At 72.1% G+C, this 19,372-nt stretch carries 19 protein-coding genes; 12 read left to right on the top strand and 7 right to left on the bottom strand.

Annotated elements, in window-relative coordinates; genetic code table 11:
* Positions 1-33: 33 nt before the first annotated feature.
* From pheA to PS271_RS14435, 3 genes are all read left to right on the top strand, one after another.
* On the top strand, positions 34-969 hold the full coding sequence (gene pheA / locus PS271_RS14445) for a prephenate dehydratase (RefSeq protein WP_398382283.1): 936 nt from the start codon (positions 34-36) through the stop codon (positions 967-969).
* Positions 970-1,611: 642 nt separating this feature from the next.
* On the top strand, positions 1,612-2,889 hold the full coding sequence (gene serS / locus PS271_RS14440; RefSeq protein ID WP_398382282.1) for a serine--tRNA ligase: 1,278 nt from the start codon (positions 1,612-1,614) through the stop codon (positions 2,887-2,889).
* The gene (locus PS271_RS14435; protein WP_398382281.1) at positions 2,886-3,701 is read left to right on the top strand and encodes an HAD family hydrolase; all 816 of its coding nucleotides are present in this window, start codon (positions 2,886-2,888) and stop codon (positions 3,699-3,701) included. Before serS ends, PS271_RS14435 begins: the two co-directional genes overlap by 4 nt.
* Here PS271_RS14435 and PS271_RS14430 read toward each other — a convergent pair.
* Positions 3,673-4,392 carry a rhomboid-like protein gene (locus PS271_RS14430; protein ID WP_398386850.1) on the bottom strand — a complete coding sequence of 240 codons (720 nt, stop codon included), beginning with the start codon at positions 4,390-4,392 and terminating at the stop codon, positions 3,673-3,675. The genes PS271_RS14435 and PS271_RS14430 overlap by 29 nt on opposite strands.
* A gap of 202 nt (positions 4,393-4,594) precedes the next feature.
* Between PS271_RS14430 and PS271_RS14425 the strand changes: the two genes are divergently transcribed.
* The 3 genes from PS271_RS14425 to PS271_RS14415 all read left to right on the top strand — a co-directional run bounded on the left by PS271_RS14425 (position 4,595) and on the right by PS271_RS14415 (position 7,658).
* Positions 4,595-5,305, top strand: coding sequence for a FadR/GntR family transcriptional regulator (locus tag PS271_RS14425; RefSeq protein ID WP_398382280.1), 711 nt, complete (start codon positions 4,595-4,597; stop codon positions 5,303-5,305).
* A gap of 68 nt (positions 5,306-5,373) precedes the next feature.
* Positions 5,374-6,648: a CynX/NimT family MFS transporter gene (locus PS271_RS14420; RefSeq protein ID WP_398382279.1), complete on the top strand. Its 1,275-nt coding sequence runs from the start codon at positions 5,374-5,376 to the stop codon at positions 6,646-6,648.
* 62 nt (positions 6,649-6,710) lie between these two features.
* On the top strand, positions 6,711-7,658 hold the full coding sequence (locus PS271_RS14415; protein ID WP_398382278.1) for an aminoglycoside phosphotransferase family protein: 948 nt from the start codon (positions 6,711-6,713) through the stop codon (positions 7,656-7,658).
* A gap of 44 nt (positions 7,659-7,702) precedes the next feature.
* Here the strand turns inward: PS271_RS14415 and PS271_RS14410 are convergent, their stop codons facing one another.
* Genes PS271_RS14410 through PS271_RS14395 form a run of 4 tightly spaced genes read right to left on the bottom strand, consistent with a single transcriptional unit; the run spans position 7,703 to position 11,236 of the window.
* The gene (locus PS271_RS14410) at positions 7,703-8,422 is read right to left on the bottom strand and encodes an ABC transporter permease subunit (RefSeq protein WP_398382277.1); all 720 of its coding nucleotides are present in this window, start codon (positions 8,420-8,422) and stop codon (positions 7,703-7,705) included.
* A gap of 15 nt (positions 8,423-8,437) precedes the next feature.
* Positions 8,438-9,349 carry an ABC transporter ATP-binding protein gene (locus PS271_RS14405; RefSeq protein WP_398382276.1) on the bottom strand — a complete coding sequence of 304 codons (912 nt, stop codon included), beginning with the start codon at positions 9,347-9,349 and terminating at the stop codon, positions 8,438-8,440.
* Positions 9,346-10,245: an ABC transporter permease subunit gene (locus PS271_RS14400; protein WP_398382275.1), complete on the bottom strand. Its 900-nt coding sequence runs from the start codon at positions 10,243-10,245 to the stop codon at positions 9,346-9,348. The genes PS271_RS14405 and PS271_RS14400 overlap by 4 nt, the downstream gene beginning before the upstream one ends.
* Positions 10,235-11,236: an ABC transporter ATP-binding protein gene (locus PS271_RS14395; protein ID WP_398382274.1), complete on the bottom strand. Its 1,002-nt coding sequence runs from the start codon at positions 11,234-11,236 to the stop codon at positions 10,235-10,237. The genes PS271_RS14400 and PS271_RS14395 overlap by 11 nt, the downstream gene beginning before the upstream one ends.
* 234 nt (positions 11,237-11,470) lie before the next feature.
* On the opposite strand from PS271_RS14395, the gene PS271_RS14390 reads away from it, so the two are divergent.
* From PS271_RS14390 to PS271_RS14375, 4 genes are all read left to right on the top strand, one after another.
* A complete protein-coding gene (locus PS271_RS14390) occupies positions 11,471-12,334 on the top strand; it encodes a M24 family metallopeptidase (RefSeq protein WP_398382273.1) in 864 nt (287 codons plus the stop codon).
* The gene (locus tag PS271_RS14385; RefSeq protein ID WP_398382272.1) at positions 12,331-14,115 is read left to right on the top strand and encodes an SDR family oxidoreductase; all 1,785 of its coding nucleotides are present in this window, start codon (positions 12,331-12,333) and stop codon (positions 14,113-14,115) included. The genes PS271_RS14390 and PS271_RS14385 overlap by 4 nt, the downstream gene beginning before the upstream one ends.
* Positions 14,116-14,138: 23 nt before the next feature.
* On the top strand, positions 14,139-15,053 hold the full coding sequence (locus PS271_RS14380; protein ID WP_398382271.1) for a metal-dependent hydrolase: 915 nt from the start codon (positions 14,139-14,141) through the stop codon (positions 15,051-15,053).
* Between the two features lie 93 nt (positions 15,054-15,146).
* On the top strand, positions 15,147-16,103 hold the full coding sequence (locus tag PS271_RS14375) for a MerR family transcriptional regulator (protein WP_398386849.1): 957 nt from the start codon (positions 15,147-15,149) through the stop codon (positions 16,101-16,103).
* Between the two features lie 26 nt (positions 16,104-16,129).
* Here PS271_RS14375 and PS271_RS14370 read toward each other — a convergent pair whose 3' ends face one another.
* Both PS271_RS14370 and PS271_RS14365 read right to left on the bottom strand, forming a co-directional pair.
* Positions 16,130-17,482, bottom strand: coding sequence for a carotenoid oxygenase family protein (locus PS271_RS14370; protein WP_398382270.1), 1,353 nt, complete (start codon positions 17,480-17,482; stop codon positions 16,130-16,132).
* Positions 17,483-17,587: 105 nt separating this feature from the next.
* A complete protein-coding gene (locus tag PS271_RS14365) occupies positions 17,588-18,145 on the bottom strand; it encodes a hypothetical protein (protein WP_398382269.1) in 558 nt (185 codons plus the stop codon).
* 113 nt (positions 18,146-18,258) lie between these two features.
* On the opposite strand from PS271_RS14365, the gene PS271_RS14360 reads away from it, so the two are divergent.
* Positions 18,259-18,783: a PadR family transcriptional regulator gene (locus tag PS271_RS14360; RefSeq protein WP_398382268.1), complete on the top strand. Its 525-nt coding sequence runs from the start codon at positions 18,259-18,261 to the stop codon at positions 18,781-18,783.
* Positions 18,783-19,325: an RNA 2'-phosphotransferase gene (locus PS271_RS14355; RefSeq protein ID WP_398382267.1), complete on the top strand. Its 543-nt coding sequence runs from the start codon at positions 18,783-18,785 to the stop codon at positions 19,323-19,325. Before PS271_RS14360 ends, PS271_RS14355 begins: the two co-directional genes overlap by 1 nt.
* The last annotated feature ends 47 nt before the right edge of the window (positions 19,326-19,372 follow it).

Raw genomic sequence — 19,372 nt, 5'->3', positions numbered from 1 at the left:
GGCGAGACACCGGACGATCGAGGAGCCAGCGTGATGTCGGCCAGCCGCTACACCTATCTCGGCCCCGAGGGCACGTTCACCGAGGCCGCCCTGCGGACGCTGCCGGAGGCGGCGACGCGGGAGCTGGTGCCGATGGTGTCCGTGCCCGCGGCGCTGGACGCCGTGCGCAGCGGCGAGGCGGCGGCCGCCCTCGTGCCGATCGAGAATTCGGTGGAGGGCGGTGTGACCGCCACCCTCGACCAGCTCACGTCGGGCTCCCCGCTGATGATCTACCGCGAGGTGCTGCTCCAGATCACGTTCGCGCTGCTCGTGCGGCCGGGGACGCGGTTGTCGGACATCAAGACCGTGACCGGGCACCCCGTGGCCCAGCCGCAGGTGCGCAAGTGGCTCGCGGCGCACCTGCCGGAGGCGCTGTGGGAGTCGGCGGCCTCCAACGCGGACGGCGCGCGCCTGGTGCAGGAGGGGCGCTTCGACGCCGCCTTCGCGGGGGAGTTCGCCGCGGCGACGTACGGTCTGGAGCCGCTGGTCACCGACATCCACGACGCGCAGAACGCGCAGACCCGCTTCGTGCTGGTGGGCCGCCCGGCCCGGCCCGCGGCGCGGACGGGCGCGGACAAGACGTCGGTCGTGGTGTGGCTGCGCGAGGACCACCCGGGCGCCCTGCTGGAGCTGCTTCAGGAGTTCGCGACGCGGGGGGTGAACCTGATGCTCATCCAGTCGCGGCCGACGGGCGAGGGCATCGGCAACTACTGCTTCGCGATCGACGCGGAGGGGCACATCGCCGACCGGCGCGTCGGCGAGGCGCTGATGGGCCTGAACCGGATCTGCCCACAGGTGCGGTTCCTCGGCTCCTATCCCCGGACGGACGTGACTGCGGCAGAGGTGGGTCCCACGCGCTACGGCACGTCGGACGAGGAGTTCGTGACGGCGGCGGACTGGCTGACGCGCTGCCAGGACGGCCGCGCCTGAGACGGTCGGGGCTTCGTTGTCCACGCCTCGACGGTAGCGGCCGGCGCCCACATCCCCAGAGTTATCCACAGGGGGATCCCGGGCTGGGGATAAGTCGACAGAGCGAGGCGGGGCACCGGCTCCCCGAATCGGTCAAGGTCGACAAATCGCTCTAGCCACAGGGCCGTCATCCACAGCACCTAGGTCCACCCGATCGGGCTGCGCCCTCGCCATTCGTCAGCGGAATGTCTGCGAATAACCCTTTGGAGCGAGGCAATACCACCCGAATGAGTGGCTGAGCGAGGTTTGACCAAGGAATGCGGGGCGCAGGACAGAAGCGGACGGAACGTTCGATTCCGGCGTCCACAGATTTCGCGCACAGCCTGTGGACAAAGAAAGCGGAGGGATCCCCTCCTGTGGACAAGAAGTCCGCCAACTCCGGCCGCCCACAAGCGGATCAGCGGCCGCCGGAGCCGCTATGCCCGTTTTTCAGCAAAAGCGCACTCATTTCCGCCACCACTCCACCGGAACGCTTTCCGGCGCTTCGCGATCGCCCGGGCTGCCGATTATGCACAGCCTTTTCTGATCACCCAAAATAGGGCAAACCATCACCAAGAGGAATATGCCGTCGAGTGATCGCGTGGGCAACGGTAGCCTGGAGGGGTGATTGACCTTCGCCTGCTTCGTGAGGACCCCGACCGTGTGCGCGCCTCCCAGCGCGCCCGTGGAGAGGATGTCGACATCGTCGACGCACTTCTCTCCGCCGACGAACGGCGCAGGTCGTCCAGCGTCCGCTTCGACGAACTCCGCTCCGAGCAGAAGGCGCTCGGCAAGCTCATCCCCAAGGCCGCCGGCGACGAGAAGGCCGCGCTGCTGAAGAAGGCCGGCGAGCTGTCCGCCGCCGTGAAGGCCGCCGACGCCGAGCAGGACGAGGCCGCCGCCGAGGCGCAGCGCCTGCTGCTCCGGATCGGCAATCTGGTCCACCCCGACGTGCCGCTCGGCGGCGAGGACGACTTCGTCGTCCTGGAGACCGCCGGCACCCCGCGCGACTTCGCCGCCGAGGGCTTCGAGCCCAAGGACCACCTGGAGCTCGGCCAGCTGCTCGGCGCGATCGACGTCGAGCGCGGCGCCAAGGTCTCCGGCTCGCGCTTCTACTACCTGACGGGCGTCGGCGCGCTGCTGGAGCTCGCCCTGGTCAACGCCGCCATCGCCCAGGCCACGGCCGCCGGCTTCACCCCGATGCTGACGCCCGCGCTGGTCAAGCCGCGCGCCATGGAGGGCACGGGCTTCCTCGGCCAGGCCGCCCAGGACGTCTACCACCTGGAGAAGGACGACTTCTACCTGGTGGGCACGTCCGAGGTGCCGCTCGCGGCGTACCACATGGACGAGATCATCGACGCCGACCAGCTGCCGCTGCGCTACGCCGGCTTCTCGCCGTGCTTCCGCCGCGAGGCCGGCACGTACGGCAAGGACACCCGCGGCATCTTCCGCGTCCACCAGTTCGACAAGGTCGAGATGTTCTCCTACATCGCGCCGGAGGACGCCGAGGCCGAGCACGCGCGCCTGCTGGAGTGGGAGAAGCAGTGGCTGACGAGCCTGGAGCTGCCCTTCCAGGTCATCGACACCGCCACGGGCGACCTCGGTTCCTCGGCCTCGCGCAAGTTCGACTGCGAGGCGTGGATCCCCACCCAGGGCAAGTACCGCGAGCTGACGTCCACCTCCAACTGCGACGAGTTCCAGGCCCGCCGCCTGTCCGTCCGCATGCGCGACGGCAAGAACGTCCGCCCGCTGGCGACGCTCAACGGCACGCTGTGCGCGGTGCCGCGCACGATCGTGGCGCTGCTGGAGAACCACCAGCAGGCCGACGGCTCGGTGCGCGTGCCCGAGGTGCTCCGTCCGTACCTGGGCGGGCGCGAGGTGCTGGAGCCGGTCGCCAAGTGAGCCCCGCCGCGGCCGCACCGCCGTACCGCCTTGTCGCGACCGACCTCGACGGCACCCTGCTGCGCTCCGACGAGAGCGTCTCGGAGCGCACCCGGGCCGCCCTCAAGCTGGCCACGGAGGCGGGTGCCGCGCACATCGTCGTGACCGGGCGGGCCGTCCCGTGGACCCGGCACATCCTCCAGGAGCTGGACTACCAGGGCCTGGCGGTGTGCGGCCAGGGCGCGCAGGTCTATCACGCCGGTGAGCACCGGCTGCTGACGTCGGTGACGCTGGACCGGCGGCTCGCCGGGCAGGCCGTCGCCAAGATCGAGGCCGAGACCGGCCCGCTGCACCTCGCCGCGGGCCGCGACGGCCTCGATGGCGAGGTGCTGGTCACCCCGGGTTACCGCGTCCAGGAGGGCCCGCTCCCGGCCGTCGTGGCGCATGACCGGGACGAGCTCCTGGCCGAGCCGCTCAACAAGCTCTACCTCCAGCACCCCGAGCTCGACGACGACGCCCTGGCCCACGTCGCCCGCACGGTCGCGGGCGACCTGGTCGGGGTGACGATGGCGGGCGAGGGCATAGTGGAGCTCCTCCCGCTGGGCCTGAGCAAGGCCACCGGGCTGTCCCTGGCCGCGCGCCGGCTGGGGATGAAGGCCGCCGGGACGATCGCCTTCGGCGACATGCCCAACGACATACCGATGTTCGGCTGGGCGGCCCACGGCGTGGCCATGGCCAACGCCCACATGGAGCTGCGGGCCGTCGCCGACGAGGTCACCGGCTCGAACGAGGACGACGGGATCGCTACGGTCCTGGAGCGTCTGTACGGCTGAGGCCGCTCCGGCCGTCCCGGCCGGAAGCGCCCTGCCGGACGACGCCGACCGCCCGCCGCAGAGCTCCGGGAACGCGCCCGAAGTCCCACGGCGGGCGGCCGTGCGCGAACTGCCGGCAGCCCAGCCCGATCGCCGCGGCCACCGCATGCCCCACATCGGTGAAGGTGCCTCCCGTGGCCAGCGGGATCGCGAAGAACAGCACCAGGCCGGCGAGGTAGACCCACCGCCAGGGCCGGGGCATCCGGTACGTGAGGATCCCGGCGGCCGCTGCGAGCCCGTAGGAGACGCCTATGTCGACCACTCTCTTCATCGACCGCGGCAGTGAGTGGTCCTCTATGGAGAGCAGCACGACTTCCTGGCTGATGAGAGTGGCGGCGATGTGCGCGAAGCCCACCGTGAACAGCCAGCGGGCGGTGCCGATCCAGCGCTCGACGTTCGCGTGCAGGACCTCGAAGAGGGCCGCGTAGAGCAGGAACGACGAGGGGTTCTCGATCCAGAACCCGCTGATCAGGAGCGACTGCAGCGGGTGCTTGGTGAGCTGGTGGATGTTGCTGCTGTTGCGGTGCAGCAGGAACATCTCCAAGTCCTGACTGGCCGCGGCGATCACGAGGCTGGTGACGCCGATGACGAGCAGCCAGACGTGCGTTCCGGGCGCGGAGGCGATCCAGGAGCGCACTCCGGACCTCCCCAGGGAAGCGGCCCGGGCGGCGACGGCCGGCCACCGGCCGGGCGTACCGGGGCCGCGCTCGTCCCGTCCACGCACCCTTCGACGGTAGCCGCTCGTTCCCGGGGGCGCCCTCGAAAGGAGTTGTAGGATGACTGGGCAACCGGGTGAATCACACTCGGCGGCAGCAGCGGACAGAGCGGCTCAGGCACTCGGAACCGGAGGACGTATGGCACTGCGGGCGGCGGGACGGCAGTCCCTCGTGGACACCGTCGTGGATCAGTTGCGCACACAGGTCGCCGCCGGGGAGTGGCCGGTCGGCGCCCGCATCCCCACCGAGCACGCGCTCGCCGAGCAGATGGAGGTCGGCCGCAACACGGTGCGCGAGGCCATCCGCGTCCTGGTCCACGCCGGGATGCTGCGCTCGCGGCAGGGCGAGGGCACCTTCGTCGTCTCCACCGCCGACCCGGGCGAGATCATGCGCGGCCTCCAGCGCGCGGGCGTGCGCGACGTACTGGAGCTCCGCATCGCGCTGGAGGCCGAGGCCGCCCGGCTCGCGGCGCTCCGGCACGAGCCCGCCGACCTGGAGCGGATGCGGGCCGCGCTGGACGCCCAGACGGCCTTCGAGGACCCCGAGGGCCAGCCGGACTCCGGCAGCCTGGAGCTCTACGCCGACCACGACGTGGAGTTCCACCGCGCCGTCGTGGAAGCCGCGCACAACAGCGCCCTGACGGCCACGTACGCCTGGTTCAGCAGCTCGGTCCGCGAGGCGCTGGTCACCGCGCTCGGCGACCGCGACATGCCGCGCATCATCCACGGCGACCACCACGCCCTCATGGACGCCATCGCCTCCGGCGACCCCGAGGCCGCCGCGCAGGCCGCCAGGGCCCTCCTCGACCGCCCCAAGCAGGCCGTCGAGACCCTGCTCGGCGAGAGCTGACGCGCACACCGCCCGGGCCCCCGCTCCCCCACCCCCCTCACCTGCACCACCCCTTGGAAAGGCACCCCATGTCGGAAACGAGGCCGGACACACGCGACCCCCTGATAGACGCGGAAGCGGACCTCGCCCCCGCGCCCGCCGTGGCGGCCGCGCGCCGCACCCTGCGCGCCCATCCGGCGCTCGTCATGGCGGGCATCGTCCTCGCCTCGCTCAACATGCGGGCCGCCCTCGCCGGGGTCTCGCCCCTGATGGGCGAGATCAGCGACCACTTCCACCTGGCCGCGGCGGCGAGCAGCCTGGTGACCACCATTCCGCTGCTCTTCATGGGCCTGGGCTCGATCGCCGCGCCGAAGCTCGCCCGCCGCTGGGGCACGGAAGCCGTCCTGTGCGGCGCCCTCCTGCTGCTGTGCGGCGGCATCCTGCTGCGCGTCGCGCCCCCGGTCGTGGCCCTGTTCGCCGGCTGCGCTCTCGTCGGCACGGCCATCGCCCTGCTCAACGTCCTGATGCCCGGCCTCGTGAAGCGGGACTTCCCGGACCGTGCGGCGAGCATGACCGCGCTGTACTCGACCACGCTGATCCTCGGCGCCACCGGCTCGGCCGCCCTGTCCGTGCCGCTGGAGAACGCCCTGGGCGGCTGGCGGGGCTCCCTGGCCTCCTGGGCGCTGCTCGCCGCCGTGGCGGCCGTCGCCTGGGTCCCGCAGGCCGTCATCGCGCGCCGCGGCACGCGGCACGGCCAGGCGGCCGCCGCCCCCGTGCGGCCGGTGCAGGACGGGCCGAAGCTGACCCGGTCGCCCATCGCCTGGCAGGTCACGCTGATGATGGGCACCCAGTCGCTGGTCGCGTACGTGTGCATCGCCTGGATGCCGACCGTGTTCACCGACCACGGCATGAGCAAGAGCGAGGCCGGCATGGTCTACGCCTTCTACACGCTGGTGCAGATGGCCGGTTCGTTCGTGGTGCCGATGGTGGCCGGGCGGATGCGCGACCAGCGGGCGATCGGCGCCGGCGTCGTCGTCCTCATGGCGGCCGGTGTGACCGGCCTGCTCACCGCGCCCGCGGAGGGCGCATGGGTCTGGGCGACGCTGATGGGCGTGGCGCAGGGCGGTCTGCTGGGGCTCGCCCTGACACTGATGGTGCTGCGCACGCGGGACGCCCACACGGCGTCCCGGCTGTCGGGCATGGCGCAGACGTGGGGCTATCTGCTCGCCTCCGTCGGCCCGTTCGCGATCGGTGCGGTCCACCAGGCGACGGACAGCTGGACGCTTCCGATCGCCCTGCTGCTCGTCGCCTGTGCGGCGCTGCTGCTGCTCGCGATGGGCGCCGGGCGCGATCGGAAGATCTGAGACGTTGGGTGGGCAGGGGGCCCTCCGGGGCCTCCCCACCCGTCGTGAGGAGACCGCTGCCCATGCACGCCGCTCACCGCATCACCGTCCCGGCCGAACTCATCCGCTTCCACGAGGATTTCGACGGGGAGGAGGGCCGCTCCTGGATCGCCGCGCTGCCGGAGCTGGCCGCCCGGTTCCTCGACCGCTGGGGCCTGCGGCTCGACGGGCCGGCCTCGCACGGCATGGTCGCCCTCGTCCTGCCCGTGCTGCGCGAGGACGGCACCCCGGCGGCGCTCAAGCTCCAGCCCGTCACCGACGAGAGCGTCGGTGAGCCGGCGGCGCTGCGGGCCTGGGACAGCGACGGTGCGGTGGCACTCCTCGACCACGACGAGGAGACCGGCACGATGCTGCTGGAGCGGTTGGACGCAAACCGTTCACTCTTGTCCATACGCGATGCCGAAGCGTCCCTGCGGACGCTCTCCGAGCTGCTGGCCCGGCTGCTGACGGCCCCCGTGCCTGCGGGGCTGCGGCCCCTTGGGGACGTCGCGGGGGCCATGCTCAAGGACGTGCCCGCGGCTCTGCCGGAGCTGCGGGACGCCTCGGAGCGCAGGCTGGTGGAGACGTGCGCCGCGGCCGTACGGGAGGTCATCGGCGAGCCCGGTCACCAGCTGCTGCACTGGGACCTTCACTACGACAACGTCCTCGCTCCCGTGCCGGGCTCCGCACGCGAGCCGTGGCTCGCCATCGACCCCAAGCCGCTGGTGGGCGACCCCGGATTCGAGCTGCTGCCTGCTCTGCACGACCGGTGGGACGACATCACCGCGACCGGGGACGTGGAACGGGCCGTGCTGCGGCGCTTCGACCTGATGACCGAGGTGCTGGGGCTGGACCGGCAGCGGGCGGCCCGCTGGACGCTGGGCAGGGTGCTGCAGAACGCCCTGTGGGACGTCGAGGACGGCGAGGACGCGCTCGCGCCCGAGCAGGTGGAGATCGCCCGGGCGCTGCGGCGGCATGTCATTCGGGGATGAGGCTCCAAGAGTGAGCCTCACGAATGCGTCTTACGGAATGAGGTTCACTCTTCCCCTGCGAGTGTGAGGGAGCGCAGCTTCCGGCCCGCGAACCACGTCGCCGCCGCGGTCACACCGGCGAGCAGGACGAGGGCCAGCGGCAGACCCACGTCCGAGGAGACGGCGCCGTCCGCGCCGATGCGCTGGGCGAGGGCGAGTGCCCACTGCTGGACGCTCAGGGTGCGCGCGCCGGGGACGAGGCTGCCGAAGAGCGACTCCCACACCAGGGCGTAGACCAGGCCGGCGACGACGGCGTGCCGGGTGACCGTGCCCAGCAGCAGGAACACCGCGCTGTAGGCGACGGAGGCGGCGGCCGCCGCCGCGGCGTAGGCCACCGCGATCTGCTGGCTGTTGCCGTTGAGAATGAAGCCCGCGATGAGCGTGGGGACGGCCGAGAAGACGACGGTGACGCCGATCGCGACGATCAGCTTGGTGAAGATGATCGTGGGCCGTTTGACGGGCTTGGAGAGCAGGTAGACGACCGAGCCGTCGTCGATCTCCGGGCCGATCGCGCCCGTGCCGGCGACGACGCCGATGAGCGGGACCATGGTGGCCAGCGCGAGGCCCCCCAGGACGCTGCTCGCGGTGCCGTCGTCCGCGCCGACGAGCACGCGGACGACGCCCGAGACAGTGAGCAGCAGGGCGGGCAGCCCGAAGAGGATGAAGGCACGGCGGCGGCCCAGGAGGCCCCGGTAGGTGAGCCGTGCGACGGTGGCGTTGTACATGGCGCTGGGCTCCTTTCAGGCCGCGACGAGGTAGGAGAAGACCGATTCCAGGGACTCGTCCGAGGGCGAGACCGTGAAGAGCCGGATGCCGTGCTCCCGGGCGACCCGGGGCAGCAGGGCGGTGAAGCGGCCGAAGTCGACGGCCTGGACGCGCAGGGCGCCTTCCTGGACGTCCATTTCGATGCCCGCCGTCGACGGGTCGGCGATCAGGGCGGCGGCCAGGGCGCGGTCGTCGCTGGAGCGGACCAGGTAGCGGTGCGGGCGGTCCGTCATCAGCCGGCGGATCTTGCGGAAGTCGCCGGAGGCGGCGTGCCGGCCGGCGACGACGACCTCGATGTGGGTGGCGAGCTGCTCGACCTCCTCCAGGATGTGCGAGGAGAAGAGCACGGTGCGGCCCTCGGCGCCCATCCTGCGGAGCAGGTCCATCAACTGCATGCGCTGGCGCGGGTCCATGCCGTTGAAGGGCTCGTCGAGGAGGAGCACGGAGGGGTCGTGGACGAGCGCGGAGGCCATCTTCACGCGCTGCCGCATGCCCTTGCTGTACGTGCTGATCTCGCGGTCCTGGGCGTACTCCATCTCGACGGTGGCGAGTGCCCGCTGCGCCTCGGCCGCGCCCAGACCGTGGAGCTCGGCGTTGGCGCGGACGAACTCCAGTCCGGTGAGGAAGTCGTACATCGCCTCCCGCTCGGGGACGATGCCGATGTGGCGGTAGATCTGCTCGTTGCGCCAGATGGCGGCGCCGTCGAGGGTGACGGTGCCGGTCGAGGGGGCGAGGAAGCCGCCCATCATGTTGATGAGGGTGGACTTGCCCGCGCCGTTGGGGCCGAGGAGGCCGGTGACGCCCGGTCCGACGGTCATGGAGACGTCGTTCACGGCGACGACGTTGCCGAACCAGCGGGAGACGTTGTCAATGCGGATCGAGGTCACAGCCCGACCTTTCGGTAGCGGCGCATCAGCAGCCCGTAGGAGCCGGCGATCAGGGCGAGGAGCACGAGCAGGTAGACGTATCCCGCCGCGGTGCTGGGGCCGTGGCCTTCGGGGAAAGCGGAGCTCGCGGAGAGGAATGCCGTCTGTACGCCGTCGATGAGGGTGATGGGCGAGAAGAGACCCATCCAGCCGATCGCGTCGAAGCTGTCGCGCTGGAAGGCGATGGCCTGGATGGTGGTCACGACGCCGTAGGAGAGGGTCAGCACGGCGATGACGGCGGCGACGCCGAAGCCGCGGCGCGGGGTGAGCGCGGCGACCACCAGGCCGATGCCGGCGAAGAGCAGGGACAGCAGCGCCACGGAGACGAGTCCTTGTGCGAATCCCTTCGTCTGGTCCGCGAAGTCGAGCTTCGCGAGCAGGGCGCCGACATACAGGATCAGCAGGGGCGTTGCGGTGAGGAGGAACAGCGCGGAGGCCATGGCGGCGAACTTCGCCGTCACGTAGTCGATCCGCTCGATCGGGCGCGAGAAGTACAGGGGCACCGTCCTGAAGCGCAGGTCGCGCGAGACGGACTGCGGGGCCTGCGCCGCGAGGAAGAGGCCGATGACGACCTGCATGATGATCGCGTAACGCGTGTACTCCACCGGCAGCTTGCTGAGCTTGGTGGCGACCGCGACGGCCACCATGATGGCGGCGGGCAGGCACATCACGCCGAAAAGAATCATCGGCAGCACCTTGGACTTCGCCGACCGGCCGAGGCCGTACGCGCCGCGCAGGCTCTGCGAGAAGAGCGAGCGGCGGGCGTAAGAGCGGCCGAGACGGGCGCCGGAGTAGTTGCGGTAGCCGATGTTGTGGATGACGTCCTGCGCGGGCGCGGAGGTGGTCTCAGGCGGCATGGGCGCTGCCCCTTTCGTGTGCGCTCTGGAAGACCTCCGCGATGCGGTGGCGGCGCTGCTCCATGCGGACGAGGCCGAGGCCGAGGCCGGCGACCGCATCGCGCACGGTGTCGTAGGTGTCGTCGCCGGTGACGTCGACGAGGAGGACGTGGCCCGTGCCCGCCGCCGCGAACTCGGCGGCCCGGCCGGCGGGCTGGACGGTGAGGCCGGCTGCGGTGAGGGCTGCGGCGAGGGCCGCCGTGCCGTCCGGGTGGTCGTCGGAGTCGGTGACCTCGACCGCGAGGGAGGCCGTGGCCTGGGTGAAGTCGCTGGTCGAGGAGGAGCGCAGCAGCGTGCCGCCGTCGATGACGACGACGTGGTCGCAGGTGCGCTCCAGCTCGCCGAGCAGGTGTGACGTGACCAGCACCGAGATGCCGAAGTCGGTGTGGATGCGGCGGATCAGGCCGAGCATCTCGTCGCGGCCGACGGGGTCGAGGCCGTTGGTGGGCTCGTCCAGCAGGACCAGCCGGGGGTCGTGGACGAGGGCCTGGGCCAGCTTGACCCGCTGCTTCATGCCCGTGGAGTAGCCGCCCATGGGGCGGTAGCGCTCTTCGTAGAGGCCGACGTGCCGCAGCGTGTCGGCGGTCCGCTCGCGGGCGGCGGTGACGGGCAGGCCGGACATCCGCGCCATGTGGACGACGAACTCGGTGGCCGACACGTCGGGCGGCAGGCAGTCGTGCTCGGGCATGTAGCCGACGCGCTCGCGGATGGCGGCGCCCTCGGTCGCCACGTCGAGGCCGAGCACGGTGGCGCGGCCCTCGGTGGCGGGGGACAGCCCGAGAAGAATCTTGATCAGCGTGGACTTGCCGGCTCCATTGGCGCCCACCAGGCCGGTCACGCCCGGCGCGATGTCGACGGACAGCCGGTCAAGAGCGGTCACCCGGGGGAACCGCTTGCTGAGGCTTTCGGTAGCGATCACAGTCACACCCTCGACGGTAGTGGCGCGGGCCACAGCGGGCGTCAGACCGGATGACTGATTCCGTGTACTCCTCAGGTCTGACGTTCCCGTAGGGGACCGGCCCGCGAGGAGGGGGCGGGCGGGTCGGCCGGGGAAGGGTGGGCAAGGAGAAGAAGGTTTTCCACAGGCGGTGCACGACCCTTGACGCAGCCGCCGGGCATTGTCACATTCATCAGTGTCAAGTTACGGACGCGTACCGGAGCCGGCTCACGGGACGGACGAATGGCCATGACCTCAGCAGTGCCGCGGGGCTCGACGCCCCGGGGAGCGGACAGCGAGTTGCGGGGCTTCAGGGAGGTCCAGCGCCTGGCGTACGACTGCGCGGAGGCCGTCGCCGCCCAGCTCAGACCCGGCGTCACCGAACGCGAGGCGGCCCGGATGCAGCGCGAGTGGCTGCGCGGGCGCGGCGTGCGGGACTGGTTCCACCTGCCGTTCGCCTGGTTCGGGGACCGCACGGCCTTCGCGGGCTTCCGGGTGCCCTTGCAGTTCTTCCCCACCGGACGGCGGCTGGAGCCGGGGATGCCCTTCATCCTCGACATGGCACCGGTCCATCGCGGCTTCACAGCCGACATCGGCTACTCCGGCTGCCTCGGCCCGAATCCGCTGCACGACCGCCTGCTCGCCGACCTGGGCGAGCACCGGGAGCTGGTGCTGCGCGAGGTCCGCGAGCGCCGCTCCTTGCGCGAGATCTACGAGGACGTGGACCGGCTCATGGTCCGCCAGGGTTACGCGAACCGGCACCGCGCCTATCCGTTCGGCGTGATCGCGCACAAGGTGGGCCGGGTCCGCGAGCGCCGCTGGTCACCGCAGGTCTTCGGGTTCGGCACCCAGGCGCTCAAGGGGCTCGCGTCCGACGCCGTCCGCGGGCACCGCGAGGGCTGGTCGCCCCTCTGGAGCCCGTACCGGTTCTCCGATCACCCGCCCCGGCCGGGCCTGTGGGCGGTCGAGCCCCACCTCGGCTTCCGGGGCACGGGCGCGAAGTTCGAGGAGCTCCTCGTGGTCACCGACTCCCGGGACCCCGAGGAGAGCGCGTTCTGGCTGGACGACGATCTGCCGCACGTGCGGCGCAGGCAGGAGGAGAGGGCCGCATGAGCGAGCACGCCGGGAACGGCGCCGGGCCGGAGGGCGCGCGCGAGCGCCGGATCCGTACGGGCGGGATCGAGCTGTGCGTGGCCGAGCTGGGCGACGCCGCCCTGCCCACCGTGGTGCTGGTGCACGGCTACCCGGACAGCAAGGAGGTCTGGTCGGAGGTCGCGGAGCGGCTGAGCGACCGCTTCCACGTGGTGCTGTACGACGTGCGCGGCTGCGGCCGGTCCACGGCGCCCCGGCCGCTGCGGGGCGGCTTCACCCTGGAGAAGCTCACCGATGACTTCCTGGCCGTCGCCGATGCGGTGAGCCCGGACGCCCCGGTGCACCTGGTCGGGCACGACTGGGGGTCGGTGCAGGCGTGGGAGTTCGCCACCGTCGCGCGCACCGAGGGGCGCATCGCCTCCTTCACGTCGATCTCCGGCCCGTCCCTCGACCATCTCGCGCTGTGGTTCCGCAAGCGGGCCGCCCGCCCCACGCCGCGGCGGATGGCCCAGCTGCTGGGCCAGAGCGCCCGGTCCTGGTACGTGTACCTGCTGCACACCCCCGGGCTCCCGGAGGCCGCCTGGCGCGGCCCGCTGGGCAAGCAATGGCCCAAGCTGCTCGCGCGGGCGGAGAAGCTTCCGGTCTCCGGCTATCCGACGGCGTCGCTGCCGGCCGACGCCGCGCACGGCGCCTGGCTCTACCGCGACAACATCCTCGCCCGGCTGCGCCGGCCGCGCACCGACGCGTACGCCCACGTGCCCGTCCAGCTCATCACGCCGACCGGCGACGCCTATCTCTCCGAGCGGCTGTACGACGACCTGGAGCAGTGGGCCCCCGGCCTCGTGCGGCGCAATCTCGCCGCCAAGCACTGGGTGCCGCGCACCCGGCCCGATCAAGTCGCGGCGTGGATCGCCGAGTTCGCGGCGGCCCATCAGGAGGGGGCGAGGCCGCGCGAGACGGCGCCCGCCAACCCGTACGCGCGCTGGTTCGCCGGCCGGCTGGTGCTCGTGACGGGCGCGGCCAGCGGCATCGGCCGGGCCACGGCCTTCGCCTTCGCGGAGGCGGGCGCCCGGGTTATCGCCGTGGACCGCGACCCGGAGGGCGCGGCCCGTACGGCCGACATGGCCCGGCTGATCGGCGCCCCCGAGGCCTGGGGCGAGTGCACGGACGTCGCGGACGAGCAGGCGATGGAGAAGCTGGCCGCCAAGGTCGCCACCGAGTACGGCGTGGTGGACGTGCTGGTCAACAACGCCGGCATCGGCGTCGCCGGGTCCTTCATGGACACCACCACGGAGGACTGGCGCAAGACCCTCGACGTCAATCTGTGGGGCGTGATCCACGGCTGCCGCCTCTTCGGCAAGCAGATGGCGGAGCGCGGCCAGGGCGGCCACATCGTCAACACCGCTTCCGCCGCCGCCTTCCAGCCCTCCAGGGGCCTCCCCGCCTACAGCACGTCCAAGGCGGCGGTGCTGATGCTCAGCGAGTGCCTGCGCGCGGAGCTGGCCGGTCAGGGGATCGGCGTCTCCGCGATCTGCCCCGGCATCGTCAACACCCCCATCACCGGGGCCGCGCGTTTCGCCGGGGTCTCCGAGGAGGAGCAGCTGCGGCGCCGCGCCAAGGCCGGCCGGGCCTACGGCCGGCGGAACTACCCGCCGGAGAAGGTCGCCGAGGCGGTCCTGCGGGCCGTGGTGCGCAACCAGGCGGTCGTCCCCGTCACCCCCGAGGCCCATGGCCTCCGCTTCATGTCCCGCTTCACACCGTGGGCGCAGCGCGCTCTCGCCAGGATCGAGCCGCCGCTCTAGCGGACGGCGGAGGAGAAGCAGAAATGACCGACGGACACCGGGGCGCATACGCGATAGCCCCCCGCCGCGTCTCCTTCGACTGGGACGCGACACCCCTGCACTGGATACCGGAAGAGCCCACCGCCACCCACGTCATCAACGTCCTGCACCTGCTGCTGCCGGCCGGGGAGCGGTGGTTCGTCAAGGTGTTCAAGGAGGCCCTGCCTCTGGTGCAGGACCCCGTGCTGCTCAAGGACGTCAAGGGGTTCATGGGTCAGGAGGCCACGCACAGCGTGCAGCACGCGTACGTGCTCGGCCACCTCGCCGCGCAGAACCTGGACACCACCCCGTACACCCGCCACGTCGACTACCTCTTCGACGTCCTGCTGGGCGAGAAGCCGCCGTTCGGCATCCCGGTGACGGCGCGGGAGTGGCTGCGCTTTCGCCTCTCGGTGATCGCCGCCGTCGAGCAGTTCACGGCCGTCCTGGGCAACTGGGTGCTGGAGGCGGAGGGCCTGGACCGGGCCGCCCCGGACCCGGTGATGCTGGACCTGCTGCGCTGGCACGGCGCCGAGGAGGTCGAGCACCGCTCCGTCGCCTTCGACATGTACGAGCACTGCGGCGGCGAGGACCCCGGCCGCTACGCCCGCCGCGTCCTCGGCATGGCCGTGACGGCGCCCGTGCTGTTCCACCTCTGGAACCGGGGGACGCGCTTCCTGATCCGCAACGACCCGCGGCTCGCGAAGCGGATGCGCTACTCGCTGCGCGAGCACAACCGGGCCGTGGCCCTGGGCCTGCTGCCGAGCTGGCGCGAGCTGGGCTCGGCCGTCCCGCGCTACCTCCGGCGGTCGTACCATCCCTCGAAGGAGGGGTCGCTGCGGAGGGCTGTTGACTATCTGGCGATCTCACCCGCGGCACGGACCGCGGCGGGCGCGATAGGCCGCGCGGCCCTTTCGTAAGGAGCGACACCCTTGTCCGAGCAGCCCGGTCGTCCCGGTCTCCCCGGCCGGCACGGCGAGGCCGGCCGGCCCGGCCGTGACCGCGAATACCGCATCGAGGCCCTCGCCCACCACAGCGGCGCCACGGTCCGCACGATCCGCGCCTACCAGGACCGGGGGCTGCTCCCCAAGCCGGAGCGGCGCGGGCGCGCCAACGTCTACCGGGACACGCATCTGGAGCGCCTGCACCAGATCGCCGGGCTCCTCGACCGCGGCTACACCCTGGCGAGCATCAAGGAGCTCCTGGACGCCTGGGACACCGGCCGCGGCCTGGGCGGCGTCCTCGGGCTGGTCGCCGAGGTGGCCGGGCCGTGGTCGGACGAGGAGGCGGGCCGGATCACCCGCGCGGAGCTCGCCGAGCGCTTCGGCGGCGCCCAGGACGACGACGCCGTCGAGGAGGCGGTGAAACTCGGTGTCCTCGTGCGCGTGCCGGACGCGCCCGAGGAGTTCCTCGTGCCGAGCCCGCAGGAACTGACGGTCGCCGTGGAGCTCCACGCCGCCGGGGTGCCGCTGCTCGCCATCACCGGCCACCTGCGCGAACTGCGCACGAGGGTCGAGCACATAGCGGGCCGGTTCCTGGACTTCACCACCGAATACGTCTTCCGGCAGTACCTCGACCACCCGCCCACCGAGGAGGAGGCCGCCGAGGCCGCTTCGCTGGTGCGCCGGCTGCGGCCGCTGGCCCAGCAGACCATCGACGTCGAACTCGCCCGCGCCATGCGTGCGATGGCCACGCGCCACCTCCGCCGGCACCTGGAGCCTGAAACCTCCGAGGCTGCTGAGGACGCCGAGGCCTCCGGCGCCCCGGCCGCGGGGGAGGCCGGCCCGCCGGCACCCCTCTCCGGCTCCCTCTCCCGCCCCGGAACCGTCCGCCTCCCCGACCGGACCTTCCGGGCCGTGGAGGCGCTGGTCGGTCCGGAGAACGTCGCCGCCTTCGTCGCCGCCGCGGCGGAGCGCGAGGTGCAGGCCCGCACGATGGACGCGCTGGTCATCGAGCCCGAGGCCCGGTAGCCCCGAGGCCCGGTGGCTCCGCCGGCTCAGCGGTCCGCGAGCCAGTTGCCGTGGAAGCCGTAGGGCACGCGCTGCGGCAGGTGGATGGTGGCGACCGGCTCCGCGGCGAGGTCGCCGGCGTCGAGTATGACGAGGTCACTGCGGTCGGTGGCGGCGTCGTGGACGTAGGTCAGCAGCCATCCGGGGCCGCCGGGCCGGTCGTCGGCGGGGGCGAACGCCGCCTCGGCCGGGGTCCTCCCGGGCCCGAAGTCGTGGCGGGCGACGGATCCCGTCCACAGGTCGTAGCGGAGCAGGGAGCCGTGGTCGAGGGGTCTGCCGGGCAGTGAGGTGGAGGTGACGTGGCCGTACCGGGCCGCGAGCCCGGCGAGCCGGTCGTCCACCCGGGGGAACTCACAAGGTTGGTCGTCCAGTTGTACTTCGGCCACCGTCCCCGCCGTCAGGTCGAGGGTCCAGCGCCAGAGGGTGGCGTGGGCGCGGCTCCGGCCGTCCTCACTGCCGTAGTGCGGATAGCGCGCCACGTACAGGACGATGCGCTCACCGTCGGCGCGCTGCTCGTCGTGGGCGTTGAGGGAGTGGAAGACGTAGCAGGGGTCGATGGTGAACCAGCGCACGTCGCCATGGGGGTCGTCGCGCCGCAGCACGCCCAGACGGGCGCCGTAGCCGGGGTCCCACGCGTACGGCATGCCGCCGCCGGCCGCCCGGGCGCGATCGAGGTCGAAGACGACGGGAAGGTCCATGAAGACGACGTGGGAGCGGGTGAGGTGGAAGTCGTGCATCATCGTGTGCGCGGGCACCTCGACGGGCCGGCTGATCGTCAACTCGCCGCTCGCATCGGCCCGGTGGTAGGTCAGGTAGGGCGCGGAGAACCCTCCGTAGCCGAAGAAGTGCAGCTCTCCGGTCTCCGGGCAGGTCTTGGGGTGGGCGGTCATCGGCGTGGTGAGCCGGCCGCCGAAGTCATACGGGCCGACGGTCTCCAGCTCGCGCCCTGACCGGGCGTCCAGCTCGTACGGGTAGGAGGACTCGACCAGGGCGAGGGTGCGGCCCGCGTGCCGCACGACGTGGGTGTTCGCGGATCCGGCGGTCAGGTCGCGCCTGCCGCGCTCGTCGTAGACGCGGGCGCCGTCGGTGAAGGTGGAGGTGCGCACCCAGCGGTTGCGGTAGGAGGTGGCCCGGCCGCCTTCGAGGCGCACTCCGTGGATCATGCCGTCCCCGAAGAACCAGTGGCTGGAGGCGGCGTCCTGCGGGTTGGGGCCATTGCGCAGATACCAGCCGGTGAGCTCCGGCGGGATCGCTCCGGTGACCGGGAGGTCGTACGCGGTGAGCTCCTCCGTCACGGGTGCGTAGTTCCCGGCGAGGTGGGCGGGCGGGGTCGTCGTCATGGCTCGGCATCTCCTCTGCGGTGGCGGTGGGGGGCTGCGATGACTGCGCTTGCTCCGTGGCCGGCAATGGATGCCGTGAAGGCCCGCGGAGGCGGCAGTTGGGGCTTACCGCGCTGTCTGCATGAAGCGGGCGCGGACGCGCTCGGGGTAGCGGGCGGTGAAGAGGGCGGGCAGGACGAAGCCCGCGACCTGGACCGGAACGGACACCTCGCTGCCGAGGCCTTCGGCGCTCACCAGGGCCAGCGCGGCGGCGGTCGCGGTGAAGGCGGCGGCCCAGACGGAAGTGATCACGACGTTGATGCGGCGGAAGACCGGGGTGTCCCACACCTCGGGGGGCGCCTGCCGCTTGGCGATGCCGGTCGTGAACGGGCGGCCGACGGCCAGCGTGGCCCAGGCGGTGAGCGCGAGCCACCCGAAGGACATGGCCCCGCCGTAGTGCCGCAGCTCGCTGTGCGGAAGGGCGAAGGCCACGGCCGCGAGCGCAACGAAGTAGCAAGCCGTGCTGCTCTCCAGGACCAGCGACTCCCCCGCGACCCCGGCCTTGCGGTCCTTGACCAGCAGGCCGACGCCCGTGACGAGCCCTGTCAGCGCACCCCACTGCCAGCCGGCGGAGGAGACGATCGCGAAGGCGATCCAGGGAATGAAGCCGCGCACGTAGTTCATCAAAAGTCTCCTTGGGCGGGGTGCCGGCCTTCCCGCCGACATTCCAACTCTGACATGTCAAAAGTAGAAGGTCGACCCTCGACCTGTCAACAGTGGAAGGTAGGGTGGACGGCATGAGCCTGAGACACGCGATGCTGGGCCTGCTGGCCGACCGGCCGGCCAGTGGGTACGACCTGATGAAGCGGTTCGAGACCTCGCTCAGCAATGTCTGGCCGGCGACGCAGAGCCAGGTCTACGGCGAGCTGGGCAAGCTCACGAAGGCCGGACTGCTGGAGGTCGCGGCGGAGGGCCCGCGCGGCCGCAAGGAGTACGCGATCACCGACGAGGGCCGCGCCGAGCTGCGCCGCTGGCTCACCGAGACCGGGCCCGACCCGGTGCGCCGCAGCGACGTCCTGCTGCGGGTCTTCTTCCTCAACCACCTCACGCCCGTGGAGGCCACCGCCTACCTCATGGGCGAGGCGGAGCGCGCCGCGGGCCAGCACCGGGCGCTGGAGGAAGTGGAGCGGAACGTGGACTGGGGCGACGACCCGCTGTCCGTGAACGGCCGGCTGGCCCTGGAGTACGGCCTGCGCTTCATGGCCATGCGCGAGGAATGGGCCCGCTGGGCCGTCGAGGAGCTCGGAAGGACCCGTCGGTGATGGACGACCAGCGCGCGACCCGCATCTCGAAGCACCTGGCCAGGCACTTGCGGCACGACCCCGGCCGGATCGGCATCGCCCTGGACGCCCAGGGCTGGACGCCGGTCGCCGCCCTGCTGGAGGCGAGCGCCGCGCACGGCCTCCCCTTCAGCCGCGCCGAGCTGGAGGAGGTCGTCGCCTCGAACGACAAGCAGCGCTACACGCTCGACGGCGAGCGCATCCGGGCCAACCAGGGCCATTCCGTGCCGGTCGACCTCGCCCTGCCGGCCGCCGAGCCGCCCGCGGTGCTCTTCCACGGCACGGTGACGCGCTCCGTCGCGGCCATCCGGGCCGAGGGCCTGCGCCCCATGACCCGGCACGCCGTCCACCTGTCGGCCGACCGCGAGACGGCGACGCGCGTGGGCGGCCGCCGCGGCAAGCCGGTGGTGCTGACCGTGGACGCGTACGGGATGCACCAGGCGGGCCACATCTTCCGCGTGAGCGAGAACGGAGTGTGGCTGGTGGAGCGCGTTCCGGCCGAGTTCCTGCGGCTCCCCGGCTGAGCCGGCTCCCGGGCGCCGGGCCCGTCGCGGCGGCCGGCCCGGCACCG

The sequence above is a fragment of the Streptomyces sp. SCA2-17 genome (assembly GCF_044336695.1).
This window is presented reverse-complemented; position numbering and strand designations above follow the sequence as displayed.